Source organism: Arthrobacter sp. MDT1-49-2 (assembly GCF_059090185.1).
In genome coordinates, this window is the sequence record NZ_JBNHFK010000002.1 from 78,952 (window position 1) to 95,947 (window position 16,996).

The window sequence follows — 16,996 nt, forward strand, 5'->3', positions numbered from 1 at the left end:
TAGGCGGACCTAAATTGAAACCGCCGTCACGCACACCTAGATTATGGTAGAGCTTATAGCGCTGTCGCACCGGCGTCATCACTGCGTGGAAGACGCGCTAACGCCGCTGCGATGCAGGGAGGAAAATTCAGTGTCGAAGTTACCAGCAGGCACTCTCTACCGTGGCCGTGAGGGCCAATGGTCGTGGGTTGCCCACCGCATCACTGGCGTGGTGATCTTCTTCTTCCTTTTGGTCCACGTTCTGGATACCTCATTGGTGCGAGTATCGCCCGAGGCCTACAACGTGGTGATCGGAGCCTACAAGAACCCGATAATGGGGCTCGGCGAGCTTGGCCTCGTCGCAGCCATCGTGTTCCATGCCTTCAACGGCTTGCGCGTGGTCCTGATCGATTTCTGGAAGAAGGGGCCGAAGTACCAGCGACAGATGCTCTGGGCCGTCGTTGGCCTGTGGGCAGTGACGCTCATCGGCTTCTCAATTCGCCACATTCCGAACGTTTTCGGGGGTTAACGCAATGACTACATCAACCAACGAAGCGCACGCCCTCGAAGCACCCCGCTCCGGACGCATTGCTCCCAAGTACACGCGCAACGGATCAGGCCGCGGCAACTTTGAAATGCTCGCCTGGCTGTTCATGCGCGTATCCGGCGTGATCCTGGTCGTCCTGATCTTCACCCACCTGTTTGTGAACCTGGTTGTCGGCGACGGCATCCACGCCGTGGATTTCGGCTTTGTTGCCGGTAAGTGGGCCAACCCCGTATGGCAGGTCTGGGACCTGGTCATGCTGTGGCTGGCCATGCTGCACGGCGGCAACGGCGTACGCACCATCATCAACGACTACGCGGACAAGAAGGCCACCCGTATGTGGCTCAAGACGGTTCTTTACGTCGCAACCGCTGTGATCATCCTGCTCGGCACCCTCGTGATCTTCACCTTCGATCCCTGCCCCGCAAACGCTCCGGCTGACCTGATCCCTGATTTCTGCAGCTCCTTGTAGCAGCTGCACGGCACCCACGGTGCGGTAAGTCCCTGAGTTTTTAGTAGTTTCAACAGAAAGAGCATCTGGTATGCAGGTCCATAAGTACGACGTCGTCATTGTCGGCGCCGGCGGCGCCGGTATGCGTGCCGCCATTGAATCCGGTCAGCGCGCACGGACGGCGGTACTGACCAAGCTGTACCCCACCCGGTCCCACACGGGTGCGGCGCAGGGCGGTATGTGTGCAGCACTGGCCAATGTCGAAGAAGACAACTGGGAATGGCACACCTTCGACACCGTCAAGGGCGGTGACTACCTGGTGGACCAGGACGCAGCAGAGGTCATGGCAAAGGAAGCCATTGACGCCGTGCTGGACCTGGAGAAGATGGGCCTGCCCTTCAACCGCACGCCCGAGGGTCGCATTGACCAGCGCCGCTTCGGCGGCCATACCCGCGACCACGGCAAGGCACCGGTTCGCCGTGCCTGCTACGCCGCGGACCGCACCGGCCACATGATCCTCCAGACCCTCTACCAAAACTGCGTCAAGCACAACGTGGAGTTCTACAACGAGTACTACGTTCTTGACCTGCTCACGGTAGAGGATACGTTCGGGCAGAAGCGGGTGGCCGGCGTTGTCTCCTACGACCTGGCAACCGGTGAACTGCACGTCTTCCAGGCCAAGTCCGTCATCTTCGCCTCCGGCGGCGCCGGCAAGGTCTTCAAGACCACCTCCAACGCCCACACCCTGACCGGTGACGGCATGGGCATCGCCTTCCGCCGCGGCATCCCCCTGGAAGACATGGAGTTCTTCCAGTTCCATCCGACCGGCCTTGCCGGGCTGGGCATCCTGCTTTCCGAAGCAGCCCGCGGAGAAGGCGCGATCCTGCGCAACTCGGAGGGTGAGCGCTTCATGGAGCGTTACGCCCCCACCATCAAGGACCTTGCCCCGCGCGACATTGTTGCCCGCTCCATGGCCAACGAGGTCCGCGAAGGCCGCGGCTGCGGCCCGAACAAGGACTACGTCCTGTTGGACCTGACGCACCTGGAACCGGCACACATTGATGCCAAGCTCCCGGACATTACCGAGTTCGCCCGCACCTACCTCGGCGTGGAGCCCTACACCGAGCCGGTGCCGGTCTTCCCCACGGCCCACTACGCCATGGGCGGCATCCCGACCAACATCAAGGCCGAGGTCCTGCAGGACAATGACACGGTGATCCCGGGCCTCTACGCAGCCGGCGAAGTTGCCTGCGTTTCGGTCCACGGCTCCAACCGGCTGGGCACCAACTCGCTGCTGGACATCAACGTGTTCGGCAAGCGGGCCGGCATCCACGCCGCCGAGTACGCCCTGACCGCCGATTTCGTGGACCTGCCGGAAAACCCGGAAGCAGCCACGATCGAACTGCTGGACGTTGTCCGCAACTCCGAGGGAACCGAACGGGTCGCTGAGATCCGCCGGGACCTGCAGAACACCATGGATGCCAACATGCAGGTGTTCCGTACTGCGGATACGCTCAACCAGGTGCTGACCGACATTGCCTCGCTCGAAGAGCGGTACAAGAAGATCAGCGTCCAGGACAAGGGCAAGCGCTTCAACCTGGACCTGCTCGAAGCCGTGGAACTGGGCTTCCTGCTGGAACTCGCGAAGGTCATGACGGTGGCAGCCCTCCACCGCGAGGAATCCCGTGGCGGACACTTCCGCGAGGACTTCCCCGAGCGCGACGACGAGAATTTCATGAAGCACTCGATGGCGTACAAGGTTGATGAAGCAGAGAACGCCGAGCACACCGCCGGCATTCGCCTGGACACCAAGCCGGTCGTCTTCACGCGCTACGAGCCGATGGTGAGGAAGTACTAATGACAACGGAAATCGCGGAGCCCGCCTCCAAGATCGAGCTCCCGGAATCTGTGGGCGGGGACATCCCCTCGTTCGAGATCACGCTCAAGGTCCGCCGTTACAACCCCGAGGTTTCCGACGAAGCCTACTGGGATGAATGGAAGCTGACCATGTACGGCACCGACCGTGTGCTGGACGCCCTGCACAAGGTGAAGTGGGAGCATGACGGTTCGGTTTCATTCCGCCGCTCCTGCGCCCACGGTGTCTGCGGCTCCGATGCCATGCGCATCAACGGCCGCAACCGCCTGGCCTGCAAGACGCTGCTGAAGGACCTGGATACGTCCAAGCCCATCCTCGTTGAGCCGATCAAGGGCCTGCCGGTGGAGAAGGACCTGATCGTGGACATGGAACCCTTCTTCCAGTCCTACCGCGAGATCATGCCCTTCCTGGTCACCAAGGGCCACGAGCCCACCAAGGAACGCCTGCAGTCCGCCGAGGACCGTGAGCGCTTTGATGACACCACCAAGTGCATCCTGTGCGCCGCGTGCACCTCGTCCTGCCCGGTGTTCTGGACCGACGGACAGTACTTCGGCCCGGCAGCGATCGTGAACGCGCACCGCTTCATCTTCGACTCCCGTGACGACGCCGGCGACATGCGCCTGGAGATCCTGAACGACAAGGAAGGCGTGTGGCGCTGCCGGACGACCTTCAACTGCTCGGAAGCATGCCCCCGCGGCATTCAGGTCACCAAGGCCATTTCCGAGGTCAAGCAGGCCATCCTGGCCCGCTCGCTGTAACCTGCATCAAAAAACGCCGGTCCGCGGTTTTCCGCGGGCCGGCGTTTTTGCGTACTGGATAGAGTTGACCGCATGCCTACGTTTGAATCTGTCTCCTTCCCCGGTGTCAACGGCACCACCCTGGCCGGCACCCTGGACATTCCCGATGGCGGAACCGGGGCGTGGGCACTTTTCAGCCATGGTTTCACCCTGGGTAAGAACAGTGCTGCGGTGTCACGGATTTCCAAGGCGCTGGCCGGCCACGGGATCGGGGTGCTGCGCTATGACGCAGCAGGGCTGGGCAGTTCCACCGGCAAGTGGGAGGACGGCAGCTTCAGCACCAAGGTGGCCGATCTGCAGCGGGCAGCGGCTTATATGGCCGAATCCGGCCGTCCGGTCTCCCTGCTGGTAGGGCATTCCCTGGGCGGAGCGGCCGTTCTGGCCGCCGCATCGGAGATTTCCGGGCTGCGGGCCGTGGCCACCATCGCTGCGCCGTTCCGGCCCTCCCACGTGGTGCACCTGTTCGAGTCCGAACTGGATCAGATCAAAGACCAGGGGTCGGCGCGGGTGGACCTGGGCGGCGGGGAACTGGAAATCCGCCGCCACCTGATCGAGGATCTGCGCAGCCATGACCTGACCGGGGACATCCGGGACCTGCATCTGCCCCTGATGGTGATGCATTCCCCCACCGACAACACGGTGGGGATCGATAACGCGAGCGAGATTTTCTCCACTGCCCGGCATCCGCGGAACTTTATCTCTCTGGAAGGCAGCGACCATCTGATGGTCGAGCGCGCCCAGACCTCCCGGGCCGCCGCCATCATCGCAGCGTGGGCGGGCACGTACCTGGATCTGGACGAACCCTAACCGGGACGGTCCCTGGAGGCCGCACAGCGGCGTTCAGGCGGGCCTGCGCCGGGTTCAGTCCCCGGTGCCGAGCCGCACGTGCTCGTGCAGCTTCCACAGCCCGGTGGCGTCGTGCTCATACAGCCCCACGCTGTCCACAGTGAAGGACGCGTGGTAGCCGTCCAGGCGCTTGACGGCTTCATCCATGCTCTGCTCGCTGACATCGTGTGCCACCGTGACGTGCGGATGGAAGGGGAAGGCCAGATCCCGGGCCAACGGACCGCTCTGGAGTTCCTTGTGCAGCGCTATGCACTCATCGAAGCCCCGGTCCACGTTCACGTAGACCACCGGGGACACCGGACGGAACGAGGCGCTTCCCTGCAGGGTGACCCGGAACGGTTCCTGCGCCGCGGCAATCCCCCGCACGTGCTGCACGGTGGCGTCCCAGTCGCTGGTCTCGGTGGTGGTCACCAAGGTGATGTGGGCGGGAATCACTGCCGCCATCGGATCTCCGAAGGATGCCCGGGCGGCCCGAAGCTCACTGGCCATGGGTTCGGGAACCGCAATCACGATGCCCACACAGCGGGCAGCGCACTCCGCTACCCGGCTGTCTTCGGGGGCACCGGCAGCCTGGACCTGGTCGAGGGATTCGGAGATTCTCATGGCACTAGACCGTGGCGCTGCCCAGGGGCAGGAAGCCGACTTTCTCGTAGACGTCCGCCAGAGTGACGGAAGCGGTCTCGCGGGCCTTCAGCGCGCCGACAGCCAGCAGCCGGTCCAGCTCCGCCGGATCATCCAGCAGGTGCAGGGCCCGCTCGCGGATCGGCCGGACATGTTCAGTGACTACCTCGGCAAGGTCCACCTTGAGGTGTCCGTACATTTTGCCTTCGTACTCCTTTTCCAGGGTCTCCACGCTGCGTCCGCTGATCAGGGAGTAAATGGACAGCAGGTTCGAGATGCCCGGCTTCGTATCCCGGTCAAAGCGGATTTCGCTGCCGTCATCGGTCACCGCGGACTTGATCCGCTTGGCGATGACTTTGTCCTCGTCGAGAAGATTGATCAGGCCTGCCGGCGATGCTGCCGACTTGGACATCTTGGCGCCGGGGTTCTGCAGGTCGTAAATCTTCGCGGCCTGTTTCTGGATGAAGACTTCGGGAACCGTGAAGGTCTCGCCGAAGCGGGTGTTGAACCGCTTGGCCAGATCCCGGCTCAGTTCCACATGCTGGCGCTGGTCCTCCCCCACCGGCACGCCGTGCGGCTGGTAGAGCAGGATGTCCGCCACCTGCAGGATGGGATAGGTGAACAGGCCGACGCTGGCTGAATCGCTGCCGAAACGCTGCTGCTTGTCCTTGAACTGCGTCATCCGGGAGGCCTCGCCGAACCCGGTGAGGCAGTTGAGCACCCAGGCAAGCTGCGCATGCTCGGGCACCTGGGACTGGACGAAGAGCGTGGCCTTCTCGACGTCGACCCCGCCGGCGATGTACTGCGCGGCGGTGACCCGGGTGCGCTTGCGCAGGTCCGCCGGGTCCTGCGGGACCGTGATGGCGTGAAGGTCGGGAATGAAGAAGTAAGCGTCGTACTCGTCCTGCAGCCGCACCCAGTTCACCAGGGCACCGAGGTAGTTGCCCAAGTGCAGCGAGTCGGCGGAGGGCTGCATCCCCGAGAGAATGCGCGCGCGGCCGGTGGAGGAGTTCGAAGTCATGGAGAAAACCTTAGAAGTGGTAGTCGATCACTAGCGGAGCGTGGTCTGAGAAGCGGGAGTCATAGGTGGGCGCACGGTCCACGACGGCGTTTGCGGCACGCGCCGCCAGCTCCGGGGTGGCCATGTGGTAATCAATGCGCCAGCCGGAGTCATTGTCGAACGCCTGGCCGCGCCAGGACCACCAGGTGTAGGGGCCGTTGACGTCGCCTGCCAGCCGGCGGTGTACGTCGGTGTACCCGATCTCCTCGCCGAAGAAGCGGTCGAAGTAGGCCCGTTCCTCGGGCAGGAAGCCGGCACGCTTGACGTTGCCCTTCCAGTTCTTGATATCCAGCGGCGTGTGCCCCACGTTCAGGTCTCCCACCACCAGGACATAGTCGCTCTCCTGCGCCAGGGCAGGCAGCCGGGCACTCATGGTGTCCAGGAAGCGGTACTTGTCCACCTGCTTGGGTGTGTCCACCTCACCGGAGTGAACGTACGCGCTGACCACGGTCAGGATCTTTTCGGCACCGTCCACGGTGACCTTGTAATCGGCTTCCACCCAGCGTCCGGAGAGGGCAAAGTATTCGTCGCCGATGTGCTCGCGCACAGCCGTGGGCGCCATCCGGGAGGCAATGGCCACCCCTGCGCGGCCCTTGGCTTCCACGCATTCGGCGTGCTGGATGTGCCAGGTGTCCCCCAGCAGTCCGCGGAGGATTGCGTCGGGTGCACGGACTTCCTGCAGGCAGAGGATGTCCACGTCACGCTCGGCCAGCCACTCGGCCATGCCGCGCTTGTAGGCTGCACGGATTCCGTTGACGTTGACTGACGCAACGCGCAGTGCTTTTCCGGAGCTGTCCATAGTCTCTGCTGACGCCGTTTCCTCTGATGCCGAACTCACGCGAATAACCATACTCCTCAGTAGCTGCTCACCCCGAACGGCGTCCCCGCGCCTGCCGCGGTCAAAGCGGCGGTGCCGGGGACGCTGCCGCTTTGCTAATCGACGACGGTGCCCTCGACGGGCCCGCCATCCTCCTTCTTGATCATGCCACGCGCGTTATGCGCGGTTATTTCGATGGTCTCGAGGGCGCGGTCCACCATCTCGCGGTCTGTGTCCAAGTTCTCTCGAATGACCTTGGACTGGACCTGGATGATCTTGAAGCTGTGGTCCAGCTTCCGGTCGCGGACGATGGTGCCCTCGTCCACCACGGAGACTCCGGCTGCGCCTGCGGGGCGCAGCCCTGCCGTGGCGTCGGCCAGCTTCGCGGTGGCCTTGCGCGCGGCCCCGCGGACGGAGAAGACAACGAAGGTAGCCAGGCACAGCCAACCCAGGGAGACGATGACCACCAGCCAGCCAATAACGTCATTCTGGTTGGCGGCAAAAACCACCGCTACGAGGAACACGATGAGCATCACGGTGATGCCGATGTTGCCCATCTTGCGGCTGATACCGCGGCCGGGCGTGGACGAAGGCGACGGCGTCTTGCCGTTTCGGATCGACTGCATGGTTTTATTCTCTCAAACTTCCGCAGGGGTCCGGTGCCGGTTTCGCTCAGGGTGACCGCCGGGGCCTGCTTTGACGCCGACGGCCGGGCACGACGGCGCTTGCCTGAGCTGGTGCCCGCCGCACGGCGGTGGCACACTGGGCCGATGCAGATTGAGATTCTCACCGGAGACATCACCGAACGCGACACCGACGTTATTGTGAATGCCGCCAATTCCTCCCTGCTGGGCGGCGGGGGCGTGGACGGGGCCATTCACCGCGCAGCGGGCCCGGGCCTGCTGGCCGCCTGCCGGGAGCTGCGCGCCACCACTCTGCCGAACGGACTGCCCACGGGACAGTCCGTGGCGACTGAGGGATTCGACCTGCCGGCGCGCTGGGTGGTGCATACAGTGGGCCCCAACGCGACGGCGGGAGAAACCGACCCCGAGCTGCTGCGCTCCTGTTTCCGGACCGCGCTGGCAGCCGCCGAGGAACTGGGGGCACGCAGCATCGCGTTCCCCGCCGTCAGCGCAGGCGTTTACGGCTGGGACCCCGGGACGGTCGCCGAGCTGGCGCTGGCGGAAGTGGCCGCGCACCGGCCGGGCAACCTCGAACGGGCGGAGTTCGTGCTGTTCAATGACCGGCTCACCGACATTTTCCGCCGCGCGAACAAACAGTCCGCGGACTAGGCATACGGACCCCGGGCCGGATGCCCGGCCCGGGGTCCGCTCCTACTTCAGGAACAATTCCTACTTCAGGAACAATGCTTTCAACCGGTTGGTGGTCAGCGTCAGGCCTACGGCAATCATCACGACGAAGTAGAGCAGGTGCCCCGCCGTTCCCCAGGTGAAGATACCGACGCTGATTTGGCGCAGCAGTTCCACGCCGTGCCACAGCGGCAGCGCCTGGATCACGGACTGCACGCCTTCGGGGTAGACGCTGAGCGGATAGAAGGTCGCCGAGAGCAGGAACATGGGCAGCATGATCATGTTCACCCAGTCCAGCTGCTGGAAGGTCTTCATGTAGCTGGTGATGGCCATCCCGAAGGAGGCAAACCCGAAGGCAATCACCACGGCGGCGGGGATCATCAGCAGCGCCCAGGGCGAGGTGATCAGTCCCATGGCCCCCATCACCGCGGTGAAACCGGTGGCGTACATGGCACCGCGCAGCAAGGCCAGGAAGATCTCTCCCATGGCAACGTCCAGCGGACCCAGCGGGGTGGACAGCATCCCCTCATACAGGCGGGCGTAATTCAGTTTGAAGAACACGTTCATGGTGGAGTCGTAAACGGCTCCGTTCATCGCGGATACCGCCAGCAGGGCCGGTGCGATGAAGTTCGCGTAGTTCATTTCCTGTCCGCCCGGACCGGCCACCGTGCCCACCAGGGCACCCAGGCCAATACCCATGGCCACGAGGTAAAGCACCGGTTCCACGAACCCGCTGACCATGATGGACCAGTTGGTGCCCCAGGTCGCTTTCAGTCCGCGGGCGATCACCGCCCGGATGTTCCGCCCGTAGAGGGAACCCAGGAACCGGTCCCTGGGCACCAGCGTGGTGGGAGCTGTGCGGTTTTCCGCGTGGGTACTCATCCCGCCAGCCTCCTGGTGAAGTTGCGCCGGGCCAGCAGCAGGCCGACGGCGGTGAGGGCCAGCAGGTAGGCCAGATGCAGCACCGTCAGGGCCGGCGGTTCGGGGTGCCCGTAGCTCAGCAGGCGGCCCAGTTCGGTGGAATGCCAGAGCGGGGAGATCCAGCCGATCCAGCGCACGCCCAGCGGCAGGGATTCCAGCGGGAAGAAGGTTCCCGAAAACAGGAACAGCGGCATGACAACAAACCGCTGGACCATCGCGAACTGGCCCTTGTCCTCCTTCAGCGTGGCGCTGAAGGCCAGCAGCGGCATACCGAACGCCAGGCCTGCCAGCAGCGCGGTGAAGATCATCAGCCAACCGGTTCCCGGCTGTTCCACTGCTCCGAAAAACAGCAGGAACAGGTAGTAGATGCCCGTGGTGAACAGGATGCGGACGGTCAGCCCCAGCACGTGCCCCATGGCAATCTGCCCGCTGGCAAGGGGGCTGGCGTTGGGACCGTAGTAGGTCCGGTGCCATTTGAACCCGCCCATGACGGTATAGGTGTTTTCCTCGCTGGAGATCATGAGGGCAGCCGTGGCCACCAGGGCAGGTCCCAGGAACACCAGATAGGACACGGTGGATCCGTCCGCACCGGGGAAACCCGCGTTCGAATTACCGTCGATGAGGACGGCGAGACCGGTGCCCATGCCCAGGAGATAGACCGCAGGGGTACCGACAGCGGTCATCAGCACGGTCCACTGGTAGCCGCGCATCCGGCGGATCCACATTCCGGCGTAGTAGAACGCACCGTAACGCCGGGCCTTGGCTGCGGTCTGCAGCGGCGTCAGCGGTGAGCGCAGCCCGAGCACGCTGTGCCGGCCATCTTGCGTAGGCAGATTAGTCAACGAGGCTCCTCCCGGTCAGGCGCAGGAACACGTCTTCCAGGGAGGAACGGCGGACCAGGGAGGTAATGGGCCGCAGCCCGCGGCCGGTCACAGCCTCCAGGGCGGCCTCGCCGTCGTTGGCGTAAATCAGCACGCGGTCCGGAAGCGTCTCCAGCCGCTCGCCAATACCCTCCAGTTCCGCAGCAACCGTGGTGTTGCGCTCCGAGCCGAACCTCAGTTCCACCACTTCCCGGGTGGAGTGTTCGCGGATCAGGGCCGCAGGGGACCCTTCGGCCATGATGGCGCCCTTGTCCACCACGATCAGCCTGTCGCACAGCTGCTCGGCCTCGTCCATGTAGTGCGTGGTGAGGATCAGGGTCACGCCGGCTTCCTTCAACCGGAAGAGCCGGTCCCAGAGGATGTGCCGGGCCTGCGGATCCAGCCCGGTGGTGGGTTCATCCAGCAGCAGGATTTTCGGATCATTGATCAGCGAGCGGGCAATGGTCAGGCGCCGCTTCATGCCGCCCGAGAGGGAGTCAACGCGGGCCTTGGCCTTGTCGGTGAGCTGGGCGAACTCCAGCAGTTCGTCCGCCTTGGGTCCCAGGTAGCTTTTGGGCAGGCCGAAATACCGGCCGTAGGCCAGCAGGTTGTCCCGTACCCGCAGGTCTTCATCGAGGTTGTCCTGCTGCGGGACCACGCCCAGGTGTGCCCGCACCTCCGGCCCGTATCTATTGGGGTCCAGGCCCATGATGCTCAGGTCGCCGGAGGTCCGCTGGGACACGCCGCCGATCATCTTCATGGTGGTGGATTTGCCCGCCCCGTTAGGGCCGAGCAGCCCGAAGGACTCCCCCGGCGGGACGTCAAAGGAGATGCCGTCAACGGCCGTAAAGCTGCCGTAGGACTTGGTCAGGTCCCGGGCGGAAATCACGTAATCGGAGCGGGTTTCAAGGACATTGTGGCTTGCTGTGATCTGCGACACTCAGACAGCATAGTGGACGCAGCACGGGCCGGCGCGTGTCTGCACGCACCGGCCCGTCACACAGCCGTCGGAAACGCTCCTAGGCCAGGATTCCGGCCTGCCGCTCGGCGGCTTCCACAACATTGGCCAGCAGCATGGCGCGGGTCATCGGCCCCACGCCGCCGGGGTTGGGCGAGATCCAGGATGCGACGTCGGCGGCCGCAGGATCCACGTCGCCGGTCAGCGTGGTCTTGCCGGTATCCGGGTCCGTGACCCGGGTGACGCCCACGTCCAGGACAATCGCGCCGGGCTTGAGGTCCTCGGCCTTGATCATCTCGGGGAATCCCGCGGCGGCCACCACGACGTCGGCAGAGCGCAGGTGTTCGAAAAGGTCAACCGTGCCGGTGTGCGCCAGGGTGACGGTGGCGTTGATCGGCCGGCGGGTCAGCAGCAGCCCCAGCGGGCGGCCGACGGTGACGCCGCGGCCCACCACCAGCACCTTCTTACCGGTCAGGGCAATGCCGTTGCGTACCAGCAGCTGCACAATCCCGTGCGGGGTGCAGGGCAGCGGGGAGGTCATCGGCTCGCTGACGTTCAGCACCAGGCGGCCCAGGTTCACCGGATGCAGGCCGTCGGCGTCCTTCTCCGGGGCAATGCGTTCCAGGATGGCATTGGTATCAATGTGGGCCGGCAGCGGCAGCTGGACAATGTAGCCGGTGGTGGCCGGGTCCTCGTTCAGCTCGTCGATGACCTTTTCCAGGTCCGCCTGGCTGATGTCGCCGGGCAGGTCGCGGCGGATGGAGTTGATGCCCACCTGCTTGCAGTCCTTGTGCTTGCCGCCCACGTAGGAGTGGCTGGCCGGGTCATCCCCCACCAGGACGGTGCCCAGCCCGGGCGTGATGCCGTGCTCGTCCTTCAGCACCCGGACGCGTTCGGTGAGCTCGTCCTTGATATCGCGCGCAGCGGCCCGTCCGTCGAGGATCCGGGCGGCGACCGGGGTGCCGAACTCCGTTTTCTCCTTCACGTCCCAGCCCAGGTTCACACCGGGCTCCTCGGGGGTTTCAGCTGATGGTTCGGCGACGGGTGTTTTGGCAACGCTGCCTTCCATATTGGTTCCTTTTTCCACGGTTACCACTGCTCCTGTCCGGGGTAGAGGGGGAAGTTCTCCGCCAGCGCCGCAACACGGCCGCGCAGCGCGTCGACGTCGGGGGCCGGCTTTAGCGCCGCCGCAATGATCTCGGCGACCTCGGTAAATTCGTTGCTGCCGAAGCCGCGGGTAGCCAGCGCCGGGGTGCCGATCCGCAGGCCCGAGGTGACCATGGGCGGGCGCGGATCAAAGGGCACTGAATTCCGGTTGACCGTAATCCCGACGGAGTCCAGCAGGTCTTCGGCCTGCTTTCCGTCCAGCGCCGAGTTGCGCAGGTCCACCAGGATCAGATGCACGTCGGTGCCGCCGGTCAGCACCGAAACACCGTGTTCGGCCACATCGGCTGCGTTGAGGCGGTCCGCAATGATCCGGGCGCCCTCGAGCACGCGTTCCTGCCGTTCCCGGAATTCCTCGGACCCGGCGATCTTGAAGGCCACGGCCTTTGCCGCAATCACATGCATCAGCGGCCCGCCCTGCTGGCCGGGGAAAACCGCCGAGTTCAGCTTCTTGGCATACTCCTGCTTTGCCAGGATCATGCCCGAGCGCGGGCCGGCCAGGGTCTTGTGCACGGTGGAGGTCACCACATCGGAGGCCGGCACCGGGTTCGGATGCAGCCCCGCTGCCACCAGTCCGGCGAAGTGCGCCATATCCGTCCAGAGGTAGGCGCCCACCTCGTCGGCGATGGAGCGGAAGGCCTCGAAGTCCAACTGCCGGGGGTAGGCGGACCAGCCGGCGACAATAACCTGCGGACGTTCGGCGAGCGCCTGCTCACGGACCTTGTCCATGTCCACCCGGTAGCTCTGCTCGTCCACGCCATAGGCGGCGACGCCGTAGAGCTTGCCGGAGAAGTTCAATTTCATACCGTGGGTGAGATGGCCGCCGTGGGCAAGGTTCAGTCCCATGAGCTTTTCGCCCGGCTGCATCAGGGCGGCGAGCGCGGCGGCGTTGGCCTGCGCACCGGAGTGCGGCTGGACGTTGGCGAACTCGGCACCGAAGAGCGCCTTGACCCGGTCGATGGCCAGGTTCTCGGCCACGTCGACATGCTCGCAGCCACCGTAGTAGCGGCGTCCGGGATACCCTTCGGCATATTTGTTGGTCAGCACCGATCCCTGGGTTTCCAGGACGGCACGCGGCGCGAAGTTCTCCGAGGCGATCATTTCCAAGGTGCTGCGCTGGCGGGACAGTTCATCGTTCAGAACGGCCGCAATTTCGGGATCGACATCCGAAAGGGGCGCGTTGGTGACGGGCTGGGTGGATACTCTCACGTGGATCTCCTGGGAACGGGGTCTCTATAGGTCAGGCTACCTGCCGGTCCCCGGATGGAGGACACACTCCGGGTGCTGACAGTCATGCGTGACCCGCGGCCCAGGCGTGCGATCCGTGGTCGAAGGCACCAATGCAGGCACCCGTGCCGCTTCCCGGTGGTGACCCACCCGACGCCAGTCGCGACAAACCCATCCTAACCTCCCGTCTGCCGCGGCCTGCAGGGCGGCTGAAACAAACCGCCCCTGTTACGGACCGGTCCACCGGCCGGAATACCGCCGAACCCGTTGAAGTTATCCGTGGCATGGAAACGAACGGGAAATCCGGGCAGACGGATGTAGTGGTCATCGGCGCCGGGCAGGCAGGTCTCAGCGCCGCGCACCACCTGCGCCGCCGCGGCCTTGCACCCGGTGCCGGGTTTGTGGTGCTGGATGCCAATCCCGGCCCCGGCGGTGCCTGGCGGCATCGATGGGATTCGCTGACGTTCGGCGCCGCCCATGCCCTGCATGACCTCCCCGGTATGCCGCTGGGGACCCCGGACCCGGCCGAACCTGCCTCCTCCGTGGTGACCCGGTATTACGGACAGTACGAACAGGAGTTCGGATTCGACGTCGTGCGTCCGGTGTCCGTGTCGTCCGTATCCGCCGGTGAGGCGGGCCGGCTCGCCGTCACCGCCGCCGACGGCCGCAGCTGGGAGGCCCGGGCGGTCATCAATGCCACCGGAACCTGGGACCGCCCCTACTGGCCCTACTACCCGGGCCGGGGTCTGTTCCGGGGCCGGCAGCTGCATACCCATGACTTCCGCAGCGCCGCCGAGTTTGCCGGCCGGCGGGTCCTGGTGGTGGGCGGGGGCACCTCCGCCGTGCAGTTCCTGCTCCAGCTGAACCGCGCCGGGGCGCAGACCGTGTGGTCCACCCGCCGGCCGCCCGAGTTCACCCGCCGGCCGTTTGACGCTGAGTGGGGCCGGGCAGTCGAAGCCCGGGTCAGCGCCCGTACCCGTGCCGGGCTGCCGCCGCTGAGCGTCGTTGCTGCCACCGGGCTGCCGCTGACCCCGGAATACCGGGACGGCATTGCGGCCGGCATCCTTGTCTCCCGCGGACCCCTGCGCAGTCTGGCCGCGGACACGGTTACCTTCCAGGACGGCTCGGTGGAGAAGGTGGACGTGATCCTCTGGGCTACCGGGTTCCGCGCCGCACTGGAGCATCTGGGCCCGCTGCGGCTGCGCGAACCGGGCGGAGGCATCCGGATGGACGGGGTGCGGGTGGTGCGTGAACCCCGGCTTTTCCTGGTTGGCTACGGGGAATCCTCGTCCACACTGGGTGCAACCAGGGCCGGCCGCTCCGCCGCGCTGGCTGCAGTGCGGCTGCTGGAGGAGGGCGGGGACGGAGATACCCCTATCGGGGCTGTTCCAGCTCTTCCCAGTCAAAGCGGCTAACCGTTCCCTGCTCCCAGTCGCGGCGCAGGATGGCATACACCACCGTGGCCACCCGGCGCCCGTCCTCCAGGGGCCAGTCTTCCCGGTAGTGGGCTTCCTTCAGGAACCCCGAGCGCAGCAGCGTCTTGCGCATGGCGACGTTGTCCTCGCGGGTACGGCCGGCGAAACGGTGGATGCCGGGGTAGTCCCCGAATACTTTTTCAGTCAGGGCCTGCAGCACGGGCACCGCGTTGCCGCGTCCCCGGAACCGTTCCACCAGCCGGAGGTCCAGCATGGGGGTGGGGGTGTCCAGTTCCTCCAGGATGACCAGGCCCAGCCGGTGGTTGTCCCCGATCACCCAGTAGGTGCGGACCGCATCCCCGTCGAAGCGCCCTTCGATCAGCAGCCGCCGGACCAGGCCTTCGGAAGGCGCCTTGATCCGGTGGTACGGAAAGCTGTTGGTGGTGAGGAACCGGACGAGTTCTTCCTCATCCTTGTCCGAAAGCGGCAGGAACGTCACATCCATGAGCCCAACCCTAAGCCAAGGCGGCAGAGCCGGTAACCTAGCTAGGGTGACCGAATCGATTTCTCCGCTGCCCGCCAGCGCACGCCCAGGCGCCTACACACTTACTCTCTCCTGCCCGGACCGGCCGGGGATTGTGCATGCCGTGAGCGCATCGCTCGTGGCAGCGGAAGGCAACATTACCGAGTCGGCGCAGTACGGCAGCCCGGAGACCGGTTCCTTTTTCATGCGGGTGGAGTTCACCTCCCCCCGGTCCTATGAGCAGGTGCGCAGCGAACTGTCGGCCGTAGCTGACGGTTTCTCCATGTCCTGGCAGCTGCACCGTGCCGGAACGCGGGTCCGCACCCTGATCATGGCGTCCAAATCCGGGCATTGCCTCAATGATCTGCTGTTCCAGCAGCGGGCCGGCACACTGCCGGTGGAGATCCCCGCCATTGTGTCCAACCACCGCGACCTCGAGCCGCTGGCGGAGTTCTACGGCGTACCCTTCCACCACATTCCGGTGACGCCGGAGACCAAGCGGCAGGCCGAGGACCGTCTGCGGGCCCTGATGGCCGAACTCGACATTGAGTTGGTGGTCCTGGCCCGCTACATGCAGATCCTGAGCAATGAACTCTGCGCCGACCTCTCCGGCCGGGCGATCAACATCCACCATTCCTTCCTGCCCTCCTTCAAGGGTGCCCGGCCCTACCACCAGGCGCATGCCCGCGGCGTGAAGCTCATCGGGGCCACGGCTCACTACGTGACGTCGGACCTGGACGAAGGTCCGATCATCGAGCAGGAGGTCATCCGGGTGGACCATGCCCGCTCCGCCGCCCAGCTGGCTGCGCTGGGCAGCGACGTCGAAGGGCGGGCGCTGTCCAAGGCGGTGCAGTGGCATGCCGAACACCGCGTCCTGCTGGACGGCATGCGGACCATCGTCTTCAACTAGGGCGCTTCCCGCTCCGGCTAAGCTGTGTGTCATGGCACACATTATTGATTTCCGGGGCAAGTCTCCCTCCATCGATCCCACCGTTTTCCTTGCGCCCACGGCGTCACTGATTGGCGATGTCACCATGGCGCCGGATTCCAGTGCCTTTTACGGCGTATGTGTGCGCGGCGATTCCAACAGCATCACGGTGGGGGCAGGCACCAACCTGCAGGACAATGTGGTCCTGCACGCCGATCCGGGCTTCCCGACGTCGGTCGGGGAACGCGTCAGCGTGGGCCACAATGCCGTGGTGCACGGCTGCACAGTGGAGGATGACTGCCTGATCGGGATGAGCGCCACCGTGATGAACGGTGCCGTCATCGGTGCCGGTTCGCTCGTGGCAGCCGGGGCCCTGGTGCTCGAAGGAACCGTTGTGCCCCCTCGTTCCCTGGTGGCCGGCGTCCCGGCCAAGGTGCGCCGCCCGCTCAGCGATGAGGAGTTTAACGGCGTCCGCGCGAACGCGGAGAACTACCGGCTCACCGCCGCCGAACACCGCAGCGCCGTCGCGGCCTCCCAGCCGACAGCCGGCTGAACGAGGGCGTCATCGGGGGAACCGTCGCACGGCTCACGCCAGGCATGGAGATGGTCCGGAACCGGACCGGCGGTGAGGACGTTGGCGCCCCCTAGGCTCCGGCCGCTGCCCACCATAGAGTAGGGACCACTCCCTGCAACGACGCG

The 16,996-nt window shown here is 65.2% G+C and carries 19 protein-coding genes; 9 read left to right on the forward strand and 10 right to left on the reverse strand.

All coding sequences use genetic code 11. The features are described 5' to 3' along the window. The first annotated feature begins 130 nt into the window (after positions 1-130). From sdhC to AC5RTS_RS02855, 5 genes are all read left to right on the forward strand, one after another. Complete coding sequence (sdhC, locus tag AC5RTS_RS02835) at positions 131-508, forward strand: succinate dehydrogenase, cytochrome b556 subunit (protein ID WP_227904178.1); 378 nt, start codon at positions 131-133, stop codon at positions 506-508. 4 nt (positions 509-512) lie between these two features. After that, positions 513-995: a succinate dehydrogenase hydrophobic membrane anchor subunit gene (locus AC5RTS_RS02840; RefSeq protein WP_227904177.1), complete on the forward strand. Its 483-nt coding sequence runs from the start codon at positions 513-515 to the stop codon at positions 993-995. 70 nt (positions 996-1,065) lie between these two features. After that, complete coding sequence (gene sdhA / locus AC5RTS_RS02845; protein ID WP_493990562.1) at positions 1,066-2,832, forward strand: succinate dehydrogenase flavoprotein subunit; 1,767 nt, start codon at positions 1,066-1,068, stop codon at positions 2,830-2,832. Further along, positions 2,832-3,608, forward strand: a complete 777-nt coding sequence (locus tag AC5RTS_RS02850) for a succinate dehydrogenase iron-sulfur subunit (protein WP_227904175.1) — start codon at positions 2,832-2,834, stop codon at positions 3,606-3,608. Before sdhA ends, AC5RTS_RS02850 begins: the two co-directional genes overlap by 1 nt. Positions 3,609-3,680: 72 nt before the next feature. Further along, entirely contained in the window at positions 3,681-4,454 is a 774-nt protein-coding gene (locus AC5RTS_RS02855; RefSeq protein ID WP_493990563.1) for an alpha/beta hydrolase family protein, read from the forward strand. 54 nt (positions 4,455-4,508) lie between these two features. Here AC5RTS_RS02855 and AC5RTS_RS02860 read toward each other — a convergent pair whose 3' ends face one another. The 4 genes from AC5RTS_RS02860 to AC5RTS_RS02875 form a co-directional block, all read right to left on the reverse strand. Next, the gene (locus AC5RTS_RS02860; RefSeq protein WP_493990564.1) at positions 4,509-5,096 is read right to left on the reverse strand and encodes a 2'-5' RNA ligase family protein; all 588 of its coding nucleotides are present in this window, start codon (positions 5,094-5,096) and stop codon (positions 4,509-4,511) included. 4 nt (positions 5,097-5,100) lie between these two features. Further along, positions 5,101-6,135, reverse strand: coding sequence for a tryptophan--tRNA ligase (trpS, locus tag AC5RTS_RS02865; protein WP_493990565.1), 1,035 nt, complete (start codon positions 6,133-6,135; stop codon positions 5,101-5,103). Between the two features lie 10 nt (positions 6,136-6,145). Next, complete coding sequence (locus tag AC5RTS_RS02870; RefSeq protein ID WP_493990959.1) at positions 6,146-6,973, reverse strand: exodeoxyribonuclease III; 828 nt, start codon at positions 6,971-6,973, stop codon at positions 6,146-6,148. Positions 6,974-7,107: 134 nt separating this feature from the next. Beyond that, positions 7,108-7,617, reverse strand: a complete 510-nt coding sequence (locus AC5RTS_RS02875) for a hypothetical protein (RefSeq protein WP_493990566.1) — start codon at positions 7,615-7,617, stop codon at positions 7,108-7,110. Between the two features lie 144 nt (positions 7,618-7,761). Between AC5RTS_RS02875 and AC5RTS_RS02880 the strand changes: the two genes are divergently transcribed. Continuing rightward, the gene (locus tag AC5RTS_RS02880) at positions 7,762-8,283 is read left to right on the forward strand and encodes an O-acetyl-ADP-ribose deacetylase (RefSeq protein ID WP_493990567.1); all 522 of its coding nucleotides are present in this window, start codon (positions 7,762-7,764) and stop codon (positions 8,281-8,283) included. A gap of 60 nt (positions 8,284-8,343) precedes the next feature. Here AC5RTS_RS02880 and AC5RTS_RS02885 read toward each other — a convergent pair whose 3' ends face one another. The 5 genes from AC5RTS_RS02885 to glyA all read right to left on the reverse strand — a co-directional run bounded on the left by AC5RTS_RS02885 (position 8,344) and on the right by glyA (position 13,413). Next, the gene (locus tag AC5RTS_RS02885; RefSeq protein WP_493990568.1) at positions 8,344-9,183 is read right to left on the reverse strand and encodes an ABC transporter permease; all 840 of its coding nucleotides are present in this window, start codon (positions 9,181-9,183) and stop codon (positions 8,344-8,346) included. Beyond that, the gene (locus AC5RTS_RS02890) at positions 9,180-10,064 is read right to left on the reverse strand and encodes an ABC transporter permease (protein WP_493990569.1); all 885 of its coding nucleotides are present in this window, start codon (positions 10,062-10,064) and stop codon (positions 9,180-9,182) included. Before AC5RTS_RS02890 ends, AC5RTS_RS02885 begins: the two co-directional genes overlap by 4 nt. Beyond that, complete coding sequence (locus AC5RTS_RS02895) at positions 10,057-11,022, reverse strand: ABC transporter ATP-binding protein (protein ID WP_493990570.1); 966 nt, start codon at positions 11,020-11,022, stop codon at positions 10,057-10,059. The genes AC5RTS_RS02890 and AC5RTS_RS02895 overlap by 8 nt, the downstream gene beginning before the upstream one ends. Before the next feature lie 79 nt (positions 11,023-11,101). Next, positions 11,102-12,109, reverse strand: coding sequence for a bifunctional methylenetetrahydrofolate dehydrogenase/methenyltetrahydrofolate cyclohydrolase (locus tag AC5RTS_RS02900; protein WP_493990571.1), 1,008 nt, complete (start codon positions 12,107-12,109; stop codon positions 11,102-11,104). Positions 12,110-12,129: 20 nt separating this feature from the next. Next, positions 12,130-13,413: a serine hydroxymethyltransferase gene (glyA, locus tag AC5RTS_RS02905; protein ID WP_493990572.1), complete on the reverse strand. Its 1,284-nt coding sequence runs from the start codon at positions 13,411-13,413 to the stop codon at positions 12,130-12,132. Positions 13,414-13,715: 302 nt separating this feature from the next. Between glyA and AC5RTS_RS02910 the strand changes: the two genes are divergently transcribed. Continuing rightward, a complete protein-coding gene (locus AC5RTS_RS02910; protein WP_493990573.1) occupies positions 13,716-14,846 on the forward strand; it encodes an FAD-dependent oxidoreductase in 1,131 nt (376 codons plus the stop codon). Here AC5RTS_RS02910 and AC5RTS_RS02915 read toward each other — a convergent pair. After that, positions 14,806-15,351, reverse strand: a complete 546-nt coding sequence (locus AC5RTS_RS02915) for a GNAT family N-acetyltransferase (protein WP_493990574.1) — start codon at positions 15,349-15,351, stop codon at positions 14,806-14,808. The two genes, AC5RTS_RS02910 and AC5RTS_RS02915, sit on opposite strands and share 41 nt — an antisense overlap. 142 nt (positions 15,352-15,493) lie before the next feature. On the opposite strand from AC5RTS_RS02915, the gene purU reads away from it, so the two are divergent. Both purU and AC5RTS_RS02925 read left to right on the forward strand, forming a co-directional pair. Next, a complete protein-coding gene (gene purU, locus AC5RTS_RS02920) occupies positions 15,494-16,279 on the forward strand; it encodes a formyltetrahydrofolate deformylase (RefSeq protein ID WP_493990575.1) in 786 nt (261 codons plus the stop codon). A 31-nt stretch (positions 16,280-16,310) separates the two neighbouring features. After that, the gene (locus AC5RTS_RS02925) at positions 16,311-16,850 is read left to right on the forward strand and encodes a gamma carbonic anhydrase family protein (RefSeq protein WP_493990576.1); all 540 of its coding nucleotides are present in this window, start codon (positions 16,311-16,313) and stop codon (positions 16,848-16,850) included. Positions 16,851-16,996: the final 146 nt, after the last annotated feature.

What these genes read in the sequence shown, in the direction of transcription:
- AC5RTS_RS02840 (WP_227904177.1), top strand. Translation starts at nt 513, where the DNA reads ATGACTACATCAACCAACGAAGCGCACGCCCTCGAAGCACCCCGCTCC.
- sdhA (WP_493990562.1), top strand. Translation starts at nt 1,066, where the DNA reads ATGCAGGTCCATAAGTACGACGTCGTCATTGTCGGCGCCGGCGGCGCC.
- AC5RTS_RS02850 (WP_227904175.1), top strand. Translation starts at nt 2,832, where the DNA reads ATGACAACGGAAATCGCGGAGCCCGCCTCCAAGATCGAGCTCCCGGAA.
- AC5RTS_RS02855 (WP_493990563.1), top strand. Translation starts at nt 3,681, where the DNA reads ATGCCTACGTTTGAATCTGTCTCCTTCCCCGGTGTCAACGGCACCACC.
- AC5RTS_RS02860 (WP_493990564.1), bottom strand. Translation starts at nt 5,096, where the DNA reads ATGAGAATCTCCGAATCCCTCGACCAGGTCCAGGCTGCCGGTGCCCCC.
- trpS (WP_493990565.1), bottom strand. Translation starts at nt 6,135, where the DNA reads ATGACTTCGAACTCCTCCACCGGCCGCGCGCGCATTCTCTCGGGGATG.
- AC5RTS_RS02870 (WP_493990959.1), bottom strand. Translation starts at nt 6,973, where the DNA reads ATGGACAGCTCCGGAAAAGCACTGCGCGTTGCGTCAGTCAACGTCAAC.
- AC5RTS_RS02875 (WP_493990566.1), bottom strand. Translation starts at nt 7,617, where the DNA reads ATGCAGTCGATCCGAAACGGCAAGACGCCGTCGCCTTCGTCCACGCCC.
- AC5RTS_RS02880 (WP_493990567.1), top strand. Translation starts at nt 7,762, where the DNA reads ATGCAGATTGAGATTCTCACCGGAGACATCACCGAACGCGACACCGAC.
- AC5RTS_RS02885 (WP_493990568.1), bottom strand. Translation starts at nt 9,183, where the DNA reads ATGAGTACCCACGCGGAAAACCGCACAGCTCCCACCACGCTGGTGCCC.
- AC5RTS_RS02900 (WP_493990571.1), bottom strand. Translation starts at nt 12,109, where the DNA reads ATGGAAGGCAGCGTTGCCAAAACACCCGTCGCCGAACCATCAGCTGAA.
- AC5RTS_RS02910 (WP_493990573.1), top strand. Translation starts at nt 13,716, where the DNA reads ATGGAAACGAACGGGAAATCCGGGCAGACGGATGTAGTGGTCATCGGC.
- AC5RTS_RS02915 (WP_493990574.1), bottom strand. Translation starts at nt 15,351, where the DNA reads ATGGATGTGACGTTCCTGCCGCTTTCGGACAAGGATGAGGAAGAACTC.
- AC5RTS_RS02925 (WP_493990576.1), top strand. Translation starts at nt 16,311, where the DNA reads ATGGCACACATTATTGATTTCCGGGGCAAGTCTCCCTCCATCGATCCC.